This is a genomic window from Variovorax sucrosi (assembly GCF_051216635.1).
Lineage (GTDB): Bacteria > Pseudomonadota > Gammaproteobacteria > Burkholderiales > Burkholderiaceae_C > Variovorax.
This window is the reverse complement of record NZ_JBPJZU010000001.1, coordinates 185,430-199,431: the sequence shown is the minus strand read 5'-3', so window position 1 is coordinate 199,431 and position 14,002 is coordinate 185,430. Positions and strand designations below refer to the sequence as shown.

The following is a 14,002-nucleotide window of genomic DNA, read 5'->3' as shown; positions in this document are numbered from 1 at the left end:
CACGCGCTCCGCTCAGCCTTCGTGGGCGTTGAACATCGTCTTGGCGTAGGTGATGCCCAGGCCATAGGCACCCGCGTACTTCTTCGCGATGCCGGTGGTCATGTCGTAGGTGTCGGTGCGGGCCCAGTCGCGCTGCAGTTCGAGCATGTATTGCACCGAGGTCATGGGCTGCGCACCGGCCTGCACCATGCGCTGCATGGCGCGCTCGTGCGCTTCGGTCGAAACGTCGCCGCAGGCGTCGGCGATCACGTACACCTCGAAGCCCTGGTCGATGGCCGACAGGGCCGGGCCGACGATGCACACGCCGGTCCACAGGCCCGACAGCACGATGCGCGTCTTGCCGATCTCGTTGATCTTCTTGATCACGGCGGCGTCTTCCCAGGTGTTCATCGAGGTGCGGTCGAGCATGGCCTGGCCGGGGAAGGCGGCCTTGATCTCGTCGAACATCGGACCGGAGAAGCTCTTCTCGGCCACGGTCGTGAGGATGGTCGGCACGCCGAAGCCGGCGGCCGCGTTGGCGACCAGCGCGGCGTTGTTGCGCAGCGTGACGGCTTCGATCGAGTGCGTGGCGAAAGCCATCTGCGACTGGAAGTCGATCATGACCAGCGTGTGGTCCTTCGGGGTGAGCAGCTTGGCGCCGGGCGTGGGGGTAGCGGTGATGGGCATGGTGAGGTCCTTCCAAAGGGGTGATGACAGGCGGATCGGGTCGTGCCATAAGTCGGCACACCCCGCAGCAGCCGCAGAGCGCGCGGCCGGCGGGGCATCGAGAAAGCCCTGCGAAGGCTACGGGGGTCGGGCGCTGCTGGCTTGAACAAAGGCGCGGCCTTTTTTCCGTTTGCGCGATCGTCACGCGACGGTGTTCGAATTGCCCCAACCATGCAAGGACATCAGGGATGAACGCTATGCCATCGGCCTCCGGGCCACATGCCGTCGCGGCGGCACACGACACGCTCGGCTGCCAGTCGGCCCAGTTGAGCGACAGCCTGGAGTACGCCGGCTCGGGCATCCGCTTCTACCGAAAGCGCTCCGACGACGTGCGGCTCGGCCATGTCGCCACGTCCGCCAGCGACCGCGGCTTCCTGGTCGGCGTCTCGCAATCGGCCGGGCACCGACGGCGCATCCTCCACGGCCGCCGTGCCGAAGCCTGCGGTTTCGGCCAGAACGCCGTGTACGTGCGCAATTTTGGCGACGACTACCGCGCCGACATGCAAAGTCCCTTCGACTTCCTGCTGCTGGAGATGTCGCATGCCGCGCTGGCGCAGGCCGCCGGCCGGTCGCGGATCGAAGGGCTGACCGCCACGGCCGGTGCCGACGACCTGGTGCTCGCGCACCTGGTGGGCGCACTCACGCCGGTGCTCACGCGGCCGGGCGAGGTCAGCCAGCTCTTCGTCGACCAGCTCTGCCTGGCCATCGGCATCCATCTGAACGACCGCTATGGCGGCACGGCACCGGCAGCGACGCGCCCCGCCCAGGCCCTGGCGCCGATGCACGAAGCGCGCGCCAAGGAGATGCTGCGCAGCCATCTCGACGGCCGCATCGCCATCGCCGACGTCGCCGACGCCTGCCAGCTGTCGCGCAGCCACTTCACGCGCGCCTTCCGCCTCGCCACGGGCCAGACACCACACGACTGGCTGCAGGCGCAGCGCCTGGCGCGTGCCCGCGATCTGCTGCGCGCGTCGGACCTGCCCCTGGCCGAGGTCGCCACCGCCTGCGGCTTTGCCGACCAGAGCCATTTCACCCGCGTGTTCTCGCGGGCCGAAGGCTCACCGCCCGGCCACTGGCGCCGTACATTCCACAGCTGAAAAAAGATCACGTCATGAGCAAGCACTGCACCCACACCGACACCATCCACCACGTCACGCCCAGCGCCCGCGGCTGCGAGGAATGCCTGAAGTCCGGCAGCACCTGGCTGCATCTGCGCCTGTGCCGCAGCTGCGGCCACGTCGGCTGCTGCGACGACTCGCCCAACCGCCACGCCCGCGCGCACTACAAGGAAGCCGGCCATCCGATCATCGAAGGCTACGACCCGCCCGAAGGCTGGGGCTGGTGCTACGCCGACAAGGTGATGGTCGAACTGCCCGACACCACGCCGCAGCTCGGGCCGATCCCTCGCTACTACTGACCACAGCCCCTGAAGCATGTCGACGCCCTCCCTCACCGAAACACCGTTCGGCCCACTACCCGACGGCCGAGCGGTCACGCAATACACGCTGGACAACGGCCGCGGCCTGCGCCTGAGCGCCATCAACTTCGGCGGCATCGTGACCGCGCTGGAGGTGCCCGACCGGGCCGGCCAATGCAGCAGCGTCGTGCTGGGCCTGCCCTCGCTGGACAACTACGTCGCGCGCAACCCGCACTTCGGCACCGTCGTCGGCCGCTACGCCAACCGCATCGCCGCCGGCCGCTTCATGCTCGATGGCGAGGCCTTCCAGCTGCCGGTGAACGACGGCCCGAATTCCCTGCACGGCGGCCTGCGCGGCTTCGGCGCGCGCTGGTGGGACATCGCGCCGGTCGACACCGGCGTGCCGGGCGAAGTCGCCATCGCGCTGCGCCGCGTGAGCCCCGACGGCGAGGAAGGCTACCCCGGCCGCCTGACGCTGGAGCTGCGCTACACGCTCGACGCCGAGCAGGGCTGGCGCATCGACTACAGCGCAGAGACCGACCGGCCCACGGTGTTGAACCTCAGCCACCACGACTACTTCAACCTCGCGGGCAGCGGCTCGGTGCTCGACCATGTGCTGACGCTGCCGGCCAGCCGCTACACCCCCGTCGACGCGACGCTGATCCCCACCAGCCTGGCAGACGTGGCCGGCACGCCCTTCGACTTCCGCACGCCGACGCGCATCGGCGAACGCATCCGCAGCCCGCACGAACAGATGGTGCGGGCACGCGGCTACGACCACAACTGGGTGCTCGACCGGCCCGCCACCACCGGCATGGCGCTGGCGGCGCGGCTCGAGCATGCCGGGTCGGGGCGGGTGATGGAGGTCTTCACCACCGAGCCCGGCGTGCAGTTCTATTCGGGCAACTTCCTCGATGGCACGCTGGTCGGCCGGGCGGGTGCGGTAGTGCGCCAGGGCGACGGGCTGTGCCTCGAGACGCAGCACTTTCCCGATTCGCCCAACCAGCCGGACTTTCCGTCGACGGTGCTGCGGCCGGGCGAGCGCTTCACCAGCAGCACGCTGCACCGCTTCGGCCTGCGCTGACGCGCAGCAGCCGACTTCAACCGCCGAACAGCGGCGCCGGCAAGCCCGGGCTGTCCATGCGCACCGAGAACAGACTGCCGGCCAGGGGCTGGGCCGCGCGCTGCGCGTCGTTCAGGCCGCTGCAGGCGCTGGTGATGAACAGGGTGCAGAAGTCTTCGCCGCCGAAAGCGCAGTTGGTGATGTGCGAGGTCGGCAGCACGATGCGGCACAGCTCCGCGGCGCTCACCGGGTCGTGGCAACTCACGCAGGCGCCGCCCCAGTGCGCGATCCACAGCCGGCCGGCGGCGTCGGTCGTCATGCCGTCGGGCACGCCGTCGCCCGGCGCGAAGCGCAGCCACTCGCGCTCGTTGCCGAGCGTGCCGGCTTCGGGCTCGAAGTCGTAGGCCAGCACGCGGCCCTGCACCGTGTCGTTGAAGTACAGCGTGCGGCCATCGGCCGACCAGGTCGGTCCGTTCGTGACCGCGAAGCCGTGCGCATGGCGGGTGCACCGGCCGTCGGGGTCGAAGCGGTAGAGCGCGCCGGTCGGCGCCTCGCAGGCGAAGTCCATGGTGCCGCCCCAGAAACGGCCTTGCGCGTCGCACTTGCCGTCGTTGAAGCGGTTGCCGGGCAGCGCCGGTTCGGGCTGGTGCAGGTACGCCGGCGCCCGCTCCGGCCGCGCTGGATCGAAGAAGGCGAAGCCGCAGCGCAACGTGACCAGCAGGCCCGGTGCGTTCGCGCGCTCGGCCACCGCGGAGATCTCCTCGTCGAAATGCCAGCTCCGGCGCGAGCCGTCGTCGGCATGCCAGCAGTGCAGCGTGCGTTCGAGGATGTCGACCCAGTAGAGCGCGCGCTCGCGCGGCGACCACAGCGTGCCCTCGCCCAGGGTGGCCTGCGCCGGCCAGAGGCATCGAGGTTCCCCGAGGGGTCGCGGAATCGAGGGCATGGGGAGCACGGGGGCAGGCGCGGTCATGGATGTCTCCGGTTCGGCAGGCGGACCGCTCCGGGTCCTTGACGCGGCGGATCGTATCAGGGCATATTGATATAAGAAAAGACGAATACGCATATCAATCGATATGCAAGTTGCAATACATCAGACTGGAGACATCCATGAACACATCCCCCCCCGCCTTGCAGAAAACCGCCGTCTTCCCCAGCCTGCGCGACCGCGCGGTCTTCATCACCGGCGGTGGCAGCGGCATCGGTGCCGCGATGGTGTCGGCCTTCGCGGCGCAGGGCGCGCGTGTGGCCTTCGTCGACATCGCCGAAGACGCCAGCCGCACGCTGGCCGGGCAGATCGCCGCGGCCGGCCACACCGCGCCGTGGTGGCGCCGCTGCGACGTGCGCGACATCGCGTCGCTGCAGGGCGCCATCGCGGAGGCCGCCGCCGCACTGGGCGACTTCGCGGTGCTGGTCAACAACGTGGCGAGCGACGACCGCCATTCGCTGGCCTCGGTCACGCCGGACTACTACGACGACCGCATGGCCATCAACGAGCGGCCTGCCCTGTTCGCGATCCAGTCGGTGGTGCCGGGCATGCAGCGCCTGGGCTTCGGCTCGGTGGTCAACCTCGGCTCGACCGGCTGGCGCGGCAAGGGCTCGGGCTACCCCTGCTATGCCATCGCCAAGTCCTCGGTCAACGGCCTGACCCGCGGGCTGGCGGTCGACCTCGGGCGCGACCGCATCCGCATCAACACAGTGTCGCCCGGCTGGGTCATGACCGAGCGGCAGGTCAAGCTGTGGCTGGACGACGAAGGCGAGCAGGCGCTCAAGCGCAACCAGTGCCTGCCCGACAAGCTGCTGCCCGAGGACATCGCCCGCATGGTGCTGTTCCTGGCGTCGGACGACGGCGCGATGTGCACCGCACAGGAATTCACCGTCGATGCCGGCTGGGTCTGAAAGCCATCAGTCCGCCAGCGCCAGCTTGCGGTTGTAGACCGGCAGGCTCGACGCCTGCAGCGCCTTCACCATGACCTTCGCGGCCGGCGAGAGCAGCCGGTCGGTGCGGGTGATGAGGCCGAAGTTGTCCATGTGGCAGGGCATCTCCAGCGGCAGCAGCGCCACGATGCCGTGCGCCGCGTAGTAGCGCGCCACGTCGGCCGCGAGCACCGCCAGCATGTCGCTCTGCTGCAGCATGCGGGTGATGAACAGCAGCGCGGCGGTCTCCACCGTGTTGATCGGCGGCGCCAGCCCGTCTTCCTGGAACATGAGCTCGAAGCGGTGGCGCAGCACGCTGCCCGCCGGCGGCACGATCCAGCCGGCGTTGACCACATCGCGCAGCGCCAGCCCCGCCGTGCCCAGCATCGGGTGGCCCGGCCGCACCACCGCGCAGACCAGTTCCTCGGTGAGCGCCTGGTAGCGCAGCCGCGACTTGTCGTGCTCCTCCGACAGGCGCGCCACCAGGATGTCGAGCTTGCCCTGCTCCAGCCGCTCCAGCAGCACCGGGCTGGTCTCGATCTCGATCGACACCCGCAGGTTCGGCTGCTCGCGCTTGACCATCGCCACCGCCGGCGGCAGCAGCGCGAGCGCCGGCGAGGTGATCGCGCCGACGCTCACCTGGCCAAAGCTGCCGGCCTTGAGCGCCTGCAGCTCGTCGTGCGCCTGGTTGAGGCTGCCCAGGGCGACCCGCGCATGGCGAATCATGGTTTCGCCGTACCAGGTCGGCCGCATGCCGCGCGGCAGGCGCTCGAAGAGCGGCACCTCGAGCACGTCTTCCAGGTCCTTCAGCAGCTTGGAGGCAGCGGGCTGCGTCATGTTCAGCACCTGCGCCGCGCGGTGGATGTTGCCTTCCTCGGCCAGCGCCACCAGCAGCAGCAGCTGGCGTGTTTTGAGGCGGGCGCGAATGAACCAGTGGGTGGTGGTGGTCATGGGGTTTTCCAGAATCCGTCGATCGATATCTATTTTGACGAAAAAATGATTGGATCGATATCCAAATCGTTTTTAGACTGGCCGCCGCTTCCGAGAACAGCGAAGAACGACGAGACAAGCACGAGAGGTGGCCCGGTGAGACACGGCGAGATTCATCAGAACGTTCGGCAGTACATCAACGGCCGCTGGGAAACCAGCGCGACGACCGGCGTCAGCGTGAATCCGTCCGACACCCGGGAGGTGGTGGCCGAATACGCCCGGGCCGACCGCCACCAGGCCGAGCTCGCGGTGCGGGCCGCCGCGGATGCCTTCCCGCACTGGGCCCGCAGCACGCCGCAGCGGCGTGCCGACGTGCTCGACCGCATCGGCAGCGAGATCCTCGAACGCCGCGACGCGCTGGGGCTGCTGATCGCCCGCGAAACGGGCAAGCCCCTGACGGACGCAATTGCCGAGGCGGTGCAGGCCGGGCGCAGCGTGAAGTTCCTGGCCGGTGAGGCGCTGCGGCATGGCTCCGGTGACGGCTGGGGCACGCGGGCCGTGATGCGGGCCGGCCTGCAGGCCGATGTGTCGCATGCGCCGGTCGGCGTCGTCGGGCTGATCACACCCTGGAGCAGCCCGCTCGCCATCCCTGCCGCGCAGGTGGCCGAGGCGCTCGCCGCCGGCAACAGCGTGGTCTTCAAGCCGGCCGAGCGGGCGCCGGCCTGCGGCTGGGCGCTGGCCGACATCGTCAGCCGCGCGGCATTGCCGGCGGGCACTTTCAACCTGCTGATGGGCAGCGGCCGAGAACTGGGCCAGGCGCTGGTCGACAGCCCGCAGGTGCAGGCACTGAGCTTCGTCGGCTCCGCCGCGAAGGCCGAGCGCGTGCGGCTCGCGGCCACCGCGCGGCGTGCCCGCTTGCGGCTCGACACCGGCGGCCTCAACACCCTGGTCGTGCTGGCCGACGCCGACCTCGCGCAGGCGATCGATTGCGCGGTGCAGGGGGCGTACGGCGTCAATGGCCACCGCGGCAGCGCATCGAGCCGCATCGTGGTCGAGGCGCCGTTGCACGATGCCTTCGTCGCCCGGCTGCGCGAGCGGCTGGCGACGCTGCAGGTCGGCCACGCACTCGAACGCGACACCGCGCTCGGCCCGCTGCCCGACGCGACCGAACTGGCCCGTAACCTCGAGCGGGTGCAACTGGCACGCGACGAGGGCGCAGAACGCGTCTGGGGCGGCGAAGCGCTCACGCGTGCGACGCCCGGCCACTACATGAGCCCGGCGCTCTTCCTCGCACGACCGACGCACCGCATCGCCCGCGAGGCCCTGTTCGGCCCGATCGCCTGCGTGCTGCGTGCGGTGGACTACGAAGACGCCCTCGCGCTCGCCAACGATACGCCCGACGCCCTGAGCGCCGCCCTGTGCACCCAGTCGCTGCGCCATGCGCTGCATTTCCGCCGCCATGCCACGGCCACGACGACGCTGTTGAGCCTGCCGACGACCGCGGCGGACGACGCCATCGACCGACGCGCGGCGCCCTTCTTCAGCACCCCGCGCACCGGCTACCTGCCGGCCTGACGCCCCACCTCTTTCATCCGCGCTTCCCTTCAACAACGACAGGAGACAGACCATGACCATGAACCGACGCACCGTCACCGCCAGCCTGGCGGCCGCCACCCTTGCCGGGCTGCTGCCCGCCACCGTGCTGGCGCAGAAGAAGCTCGTGCTGGGCTTCGCCCAGGTCGGGGCCGAAAGCGAATGGCGCACCGCCAACACCGAGTCGATCAAGTCCGCGGCCAAGGACGCGGGCATCGAGCTCAAGTTCTCGGACGCGCAGCAGAAGCAGGAGAACCAGATCAAGGCGATCCGTTCGTACATCGCGCAGAAGGTCGACGTGATCGCCTTCTCGCCGGTGGTCGAGTCCGGCTGGGAGACGGTACTGCGCGAGGCCAAGGCCGCGAACATTCCGGTGGTACTGACCGACCGCGCGGTCAGCACCAAGGACGACACGCTGTACGTCACCTTCATGGGCTCGGACTTCGTCGAGGAAGGCCGCAAGGCCGGCCGCTGGCTGGTCGACAAGATGAAGGACCAGAAGGGCGACGTGAACATCGTCGAACTGCAGGGCACCGTGGGCTCGGCCCCGGCCATCGACCGGAAGAAGGGCTTCGAGGAAATCGTCAAGGCCGACCCGAAGTTCAAGATCATCCGCTCGCAGACCGGCGACTTCACCCGCGCCAAGGGCAAGGAGGTGATGGAAGCCTTCCTGAAGGCCGAGGGCAAGAAGATCAACGTGCTGTTCGCGCACAACGACGACATGGCGATCGGCGCCATTCAGGCCATCGAGGAAGCCGGCATGAAGCCGGCCAAGGACATCACCATCATCTCGATCGACGGCGTCAAGGGTGCCTTCGAAGCCATGATTGCCGGCAAGCTGAACGTGTCGGTCGAATGCAGCCCGCTGCTCGGGCCGCAGCTGATGAGCGCCGTGAAGGACATCAAGGCCGGCAAGCCGCTGCCCAAGCGCATCGTCACCGTGGAAGGCATCTTCCCGATGGAAGTCGCCGCCAAGGAACTCCCGAACCGCAAGTACTGAGGACCCGACCCATGAAACGCTATTTCCTCAAGACCCTGCTGGCCATCGCCGTCACCGGCGCCCTCGGCGCCACCTCGCTGGCCTCCCTGGCTCAGGCCCAGGACAAGGGCCCGATCGCCATCTCGATGCCGACCAAGTCGTCGGCCCGCTGGATCGCCGACGGCGCGAACATGGTCAAGTACTTCCAGGAGAAGGGCTACAAGACCGACCTGCAGTACGCCGACGACGACATCCCGAACCAGCTCGCGCAGATCGAGAACATGGTGACCAAGGGTTCGAAGGTGCTGGTGATCGCGGCCATCGACGGCACCACGCTGTCCGACGTGCTGCAGAAGGCGGCCGACAAGGGCGTGAAGGTGATCGCGTACGACCGGCTCATCAAGGGCTCGAAGAATGTCGACTACTACGCCACCTTCGACAACTTCCAGGTCGGCGTGCTGCAGGCCGCCTACATCGAGAAGGCGCTCGACCTGAAGGCCGGCAAGGGCCCGTTCAACATCGAAATCTTCGGCGGTTCGCCGGACGACAACAACGCCTTCTTCTTCTACAACGGCACGATGTCGGTGTTGAAGCCCTACATCGACAGCGGCAAGCTGGTGGTGCGCAGCAAGCAGACGGGCATGGACAAGGTCTCGACCCTGCGCTGGGACGGCGCAGTGGCACAGGCCCGCATGGACAACCTGCTGTCGGCCTACTACACCAAGGACAAGGTCGACGCCGTGCTCTCACCCTACGACGGCATTTCGATCGGCATCATCTCGTCGCTCAAGGGCGTGGGCTACGGCACGCCCAAGCTGCCGATGCCGGTGGTGACCGGGCAGGACGCCGAGGTGCAGTCGGTCAAGTCGATCCAGAAGAAGGAGCAGACCTCGACCGTCTTCAAGGACACGCGTGAACTCGCCAAGGTCACGGTCGCAATGGTCGACGCGATGATGGCCGGCAAGCAAGTCGAGGTGAACGACACCAAGACCTACAACAACGGCGTGAAGGTGGTGCCTGCGTACCTGCTCAAGCCGGTGAGCGTGGACATCACGAACTGGAAGCCGGTGCTGGTCGACAGCGGCTACTACAAGGAAAGCCAGGTCAAGTGAGCGTGCACGGCGACACCCTGCTGGAGATGCGGGGCATCACCAAGACCTTCCCCGGCGTGAAGGCGCTGAGCCAGGTCGAGTTGGCGGTGCGCGCCGGCGAGATCCACGCGGTGGTGGGCGAGAACGGCGCCGGCAAGTCGACGCTGATGAAGGTGCTCAGCGGCGTCTACCCCTGCGACAGCTACGAGGGAGAGATCCGCTTCGAGGGCGCGCCACGGCGCTTTCGCGACATCGCCGACAGCGAGAAGCTCGGCATCATCATCCACCAGGAGCTCGCGCTGGTGCCCCTGCTCTCGATCACCGAGAACATCTTCATGGGCAACGAGATCGCGCGTGGCGGCGTGATCGACTGGTTCGCCGCGCATGCGAAGACGCGGGCGTTGCTGGCCAAGGTCGGCCTGGCCGAGTCGCCCACCACGCTGGTCACCGACCTGGGCGTGGGCAAGCAGCAGTTGGTGGAGATCGCGAAGGCGCTGTCGAAGGACGTGAAGCTGCTGATCCTCGACGAGCCGACGGCCAGCCTCAACGAGCGCGACAGCGACGCGCTGCTGGCCCTGCTGCTGGAACTCAAGCGCCAGGGCATCGCGTCGATCCTCATTTCGCACAAGCTCAACGAGATCGCCAAGGTGGCCGACGCCATCACCGTGCTGCGCGACGGCACCACGGTCGAGACCATGGACTGCCGCGCCGCGCCGATCAGCGAAGACCGGATCATCCGCGGGATGGTCGGGCGCGACATGGAACACCGCTACCCGCAGCGCACGCCGGCCATTGGCGAGATCGTGTTCGAGGTGCGCGACTGGCATGTGCACCACGCGGTGCATGCCGAGCGCGAGATGATCAAGGGCGTCGAGCTGAACGTGCGGCGCGGCGAGATCGTCGGCATCGCCGGCCTGATGGGCGCAGGCCGCACCGAGTTCGCGATGAGCGTGTTCGGCCGTTCCTACGGCCAGCGCATCCGCGGCACGGTGCGCATGAACGGCCAGCCGGTGGACGTGAGCACGGTGCGCAAGGCGATCGACCACGGCATCGCCTACGTGACCGAAGACCGCAAGGGCTACGGCCTGGTGCTCGAGGAAGACATCCGCAAGAACATCACGCTGGCGAACCTGGAGGCGGTATCGACCGGCTCGGTGATCGACGAGGGCCGCGAATGGCAGGTGGCCGGCGAGTACCGGAAGGCGCTGCGCATCCGCTGCGCCGGCACCGACCAACTGGTGGTGAACCTGTCGGGCGGCAACCAGCAGAAGGTGGTGCTGAGCAAGTGGCTGTTCGCCAAGCCGGAGCTGCTGATCCTCGACGAGCCGACGCGCGGCATCGACGTCGGTGCGAAGTACGAGATCTACACCATCATCGACCAGCTCGCCCAGGAGGGCAAAGGCATCCTGATGATCTCGTCGGAACTGCCCGAGCTGCTCGGCATGTGCGACCGGATCTATGTGATGAACGAAGGCCGCTTCGTCGCCGAATACCCGGTGGCCGAGGCTTCGCAGGAGCGCATCATGCGCGCGATCGTGAATTCAGGGAGTTCCGTCCATGTCCCCCAGTGACACCGAAGCGGCGCAGTCCGCCGCCCCGCTGACGCCCGCCCCCGGCGGCAAGCTGCATGCGGGTTTCCTCAAGAACAACCTGCGCGAATACGGCATGCTGATCTCGCTGGTCGCGATCATGGTGCTGTTCCAGGTGCTGACCGACGGCACGCTGCTGCGGCCACTCAACCTGACCAACCTGGTGCTGCAGAACAGCTACGTGGTGATCATGGCGCTGGGCATGCTGCTGGTGATCGTGGCCGGCCACATCGACCTGTCGGTCGGCTCGGTCTGCGGCTTCATCGGCGCCTTGGCCGCGGTGCTGATGGTGCAGTACGACTGGGGTTATCTGCCGACCGCCATCGTCAGCATCCTGGCGGGGGCGCTCATCGGCGCGGCGCAGGGCTGGTTCGTGGCCTTCCAGAAGATCCCGTCGTTCATCGTCACGCTCGCGGGCATGCTGGTCTTCAAGGGCCTGACGCTGGCGCTGCTGCAGGGCCAGTCGGTCGGTCCGTTCCCCGAGACCTTCCAGAAGCTCAGCTCCGGCTTCATCCCCGACCCGCTCGGCGGTGACACCCTGCGCACCACCTCGCTGATCGTCGGCGCGCTGGCGGCTGCGGCCCTGGTGTTCTTCAAACTGCGCGGCCGTGCCAAGCTGGCGGCGCACGGGATGGAACAGGAACCCTATGCCTTCTTCCTGGTGAAGAACGTGTTCTTCGCGCTGGTCATCCTGTTCTTCAGCTGGCTGCTCGCGTCGTACAAGGGCCTGCCCAACGTGCTGGTGGTGATGGCGGTACTGATCGTGGTCTACGACTTCGTGACGAACCGCACCACGCTCGGCAGGCGCATCTATGCGCTGGGCGGCAACGAGAAGGCGGCGCGGCTGTCGGGCATCAAGACCCAACGCCTCGCCTTCCTCACCTTCGTGAACATGGGCGCACTGGCGGCGCTGGCTGGACTGGTGTTCGCCGCCCGGCTCAACACCGCCACGCCCAAGGCCGGCCTGGGCTTCGAGCTGGACGTGATCGCGGCCTGCTTCATCGGCGGCGCCTCGGCTTCCGGCGGCGTGGGCAAGGTGATGGGCGCGGTCATCGGCGCCTTCATCATGGGCGTGATGAACAACGGCATGTCGATCCTCGGGATCGGCATCGACTACCAGCAGGTCATCAAGGGCCTGGTGCTGCTGGCCGCGGTGTTCATCGACGTCTACAACAAGAACAAGTGATGACCGCTGGAAGCCATCCCGCCCCGGTGCTGGAACTTGCGGGCATCGGCAAGTCCTTCGCCGGCATCCCGGTGCTGGAGGACGTGCAGCTGCACCTCTACCCGGGCGAGATCCATGCACTGATGGGCCAGAACGGCGCCGGCAAGTCGACGCTGATCAAGGTGCTGACAGGCGTGCTGGCCTCGAACGGCGGAGAGATGCGGCTGGCCGGCGAGGCGATCCGGCCGGGCTCGCCGCTGGAGGCGCAGCAGCTGGGCATCAGCACCGTCTACCAGGAGGTCAACCTCTGCCCAAACCTGTCGGTGGCCGAGAACATCTTCGCCGGGCGCTACCCGCGCTGCGGCATCGCGCAGGGCTTTCGCATCGACTGGCGCACGGTGAACGAGCACGCCCGCACGCTGCTGGCCCGCATTGGCCTCGACATCGACGTGACGCGGCTGCTCGCGAGCTACCCGGTGGCGGTGCAGCAGATGGTGGCCATCGCGCGTGCGCTCGGCGTGTCGTCGAAGGTGCTGATCCTCGATGAGCCGACGTCGAGCCTGGACGACGAGGAGGTGAACAAGCTCTTCGAGGTGCTGCGCCGGCTGCGCGACGAGGGCCTGGCGATCGTCTTCGTCACCCACTTCATGAACCAGGTGTATGCAGTGTCGGACCGCATCACGGTGCTGCGCAACGGCCGCTGGGTCGGCGAATGGCGCGCGGCCGAACTGGGCCCGCAGGCGCTGATCGCCGCCATGCTCGGCCGCGAGCTCGCGGCCCAGTCCGCCCGCCCCGACGTGCTGCCATCGTTCGACGACACGGCGCCTGCGCTGCTGCAGACCGAAGGCCTGGCGCAGGCCACGCAGTTGCAGCCGCTGGACCTGCGCGTGCGCGCCGGCGAGATCGTCGGCCTGGCCGGCCTGCTGGGCGCGGGCCGCACCGAACTCGCGCGCCTGCTCTTCGGCATGGAGACGCCCGACCGCGGCGTGATCCGCATCGACGGCCAGGTGGTGCGCTTCGCCAACCCCGCCGACGCGATCCGCCAGGGCCTGGCGCTGTGCCCGGAAGAACGCAAGACCGACGGCATCGTGGCCGAGCTTTCGGTGCGCGAGAACATCGCACTGGCGCTGCAAGCGCGCATGGGCACCACGAAGTTCCTGTCGCATGCCGAGCAGACGGCGTTGGCGGAGCGCTTCGTCGCTGCGCTGGGCATCAAGACCGCGAGCATCGAGACGCCCATCGGCCTGCTGTCGGGCGGCAACCAGCAGAAGGCCATGATCGCGCGCTGGCTCGCCACCGAGCCGCGCCTCCTGATCCTCGACGAGCCCACGCGCGGCATCGATGTGGCGGCCAAGCAGGAAATCATGGAGCAGATCCTGAAGCTGGCCGAAGCCGGCATGGCGGTGATCTTCATCTCGTCGGAAATGAGCGAGGTGGTGCGCGTGGCGCATCGCATCGTGGTGCTGCGCGACCGGAAGAAGGTGGGCGAGCTGCCGGGCGGTTCGACCGAGGACGAGGTCTACGAAATGATTGCGGCGGCATGACACAAGAAAGAC

At 68.1% G+C, this 14,002-nt stretch carries 13 protein-coding genes; 10 read left to right on the top strand and 3 right to left on the bottom strand.

What is annotated here, in order from left to right:
* Positions 1-12: 12 nt before the first annotated feature.
* Positions 13-666, bottom strand: a complete 654-nt coding sequence (locus ACSFBE_RS00865; protein ID WP_435488474.1) for a hydrolase — start codon at positions 664-666, stop codon at positions 13-15.
* A 227-nt stretch (positions 667-893) separates the two neighbouring features.
* On the opposite strand from ACSFBE_RS00865, the gene ACSFBE_RS00860 reads away from it, so the two are divergent.
* The 3 genes from ACSFBE_RS00860 to ACSFBE_RS00850 are packed head-to-tail and all read left to right on the top strand — an operon-like array spanning position 894 to position 3,206.
* Positions 894-1,802, top strand: a complete 909-nt coding sequence (locus ACSFBE_RS00860; RefSeq protein ID WP_435488473.1) for a helix-turn-helix domain-containing protein — start codon at positions 894-896, stop codon at positions 1,800-1,802.
* Between the two features lie 14 nt (positions 1,803-1,816).
* Positions 1,817-2,122: a UBP-type zinc finger domain-containing protein gene (locus tag ACSFBE_RS00855; protein WP_435488472.1), complete on the top strand. Its 306-nt coding sequence runs from the start codon at positions 1,817-1,819 to the stop codon at positions 2,120-2,122.
* Between the two features lie 16 nt (positions 2,123-2,138).
* A complete protein-coding gene (locus ACSFBE_RS00850; RefSeq protein WP_435488471.1) occupies positions 2,139-3,206 on the top strand; it encodes an aldose epimerase family protein in 1,068 nt (355 codons plus the stop codon).
* 16 nt (positions 3,207-3,222) lie between these two features.
* On the opposite strand, the gene ACSFBE_RS00845 is transcribed toward ACSFBE_RS00850, so the two are convergent.
* The gene (locus ACSFBE_RS00845) at positions 3,223-4,155 is read right to left on the bottom strand and encodes an SMP-30/gluconolactonase/LRE family protein (protein WP_435488470.1); all 933 of its coding nucleotides are present in this window, start codon (positions 4,153-4,155) and stop codon (positions 3,223-3,225) included.
* Positions 4,156-4,292: 137 nt separating this feature from the next.
* Here ACSFBE_RS00845 and ACSFBE_RS00840 point away from each other — a divergent pair, with 137 nt between their 5' ends.
* Positions 4,293-5,081, top strand: coding sequence for an SDR family NAD(P)-dependent oxidoreductase (locus ACSFBE_RS00840; protein ID WP_435488469.1), 789 nt, complete (start codon positions 4,293-4,295; stop codon positions 5,079-5,081).
* 6 nt (positions 5,082-5,087) lie between these two features.
* Here the strand turns inward: ACSFBE_RS00840 and ACSFBE_RS00835 are convergent, their stop codons facing one another.
* The gene (locus ACSFBE_RS00835) at positions 5,088-6,050 is read right to left on the bottom strand and encodes a LysR family transcriptional regulator (RefSeq protein WP_435488468.1); all 963 of its coding nucleotides are present in this window, start codon (positions 6,048-6,050) and stop codon (positions 5,088-5,090) included.
* A 135-nt stretch (positions 6,051-6,185) separates the two neighbouring features.
* Between ACSFBE_RS00835 and ACSFBE_RS00830 the strand changes: the two genes are divergently transcribed.
* The 6 genes from ACSFBE_RS00830 to ACSFBE_RS00805 are packed head-to-tail and all read left to right on the top strand — an operon-like array spanning position 6,186 to position 13,990.
* A complete protein-coding gene (locus ACSFBE_RS00830) occupies positions 6,186-7,604 on the top strand; it encodes an aldehyde dehydrogenase family protein (protein ID WP_435488467.1) in 1,419 nt (472 codons plus the stop codon).
* Positions 7,605-7,656: 52 nt separating this feature from the next.
* Positions 7,657-8,622, top strand: coding sequence for an ABC transporter substrate-binding protein (locus ACSFBE_RS00825; RefSeq protein WP_435488466.1), 966 nt, complete (start codon positions 7,657-7,659; stop codon positions 8,620-8,622).
* A gap of 11 nt (positions 8,623-8,633) precedes the next feature.
* Entirely contained in the window at positions 8,634-9,713 is a 1,080-nt protein-coding gene (gene chvE, locus ACSFBE_RS00820) for a multiple monosaccharide ABC transporter substrate-binding protein (RefSeq protein WP_435488465.1), read from the top strand.
* Between the two features lie 26 nt (positions 9,714-9,739).
* On the top strand, positions 9,740-11,263 hold the full coding sequence (gene mmsA, locus ACSFBE_RS00815) for a multiple monosaccharide ABC transporter ATP-binding protein (protein WP_435488885.1): 1,524 nt from the start codon (positions 9,740-9,742) through the stop codon (positions 11,261-11,263).
* Positions 11,250-12,467, top strand: coding sequence for a multiple monosaccharide ABC transporter permease (mmsB, locus tag ACSFBE_RS00810; protein WP_435488464.1), 1,218 nt, complete (start codon positions 11,250-11,252; stop codon positions 12,465-12,467). Before mmsA ends, mmsB begins: the two co-directional genes overlap by 14 nt.
* Positions 12,467-13,990, top strand: a complete 1,524-nt coding sequence (locus tag ACSFBE_RS00805; protein ID WP_435488463.1) for a sugar ABC transporter ATP-binding protein — start codon at positions 12,467-12,469, stop codon at positions 13,988-13,990. Before mmsB ends, ACSFBE_RS00805 begins: the two co-directional genes overlap by 1 nt.
* Positions 13,991-14,002 lie beyond the last annotated feature (12 nt).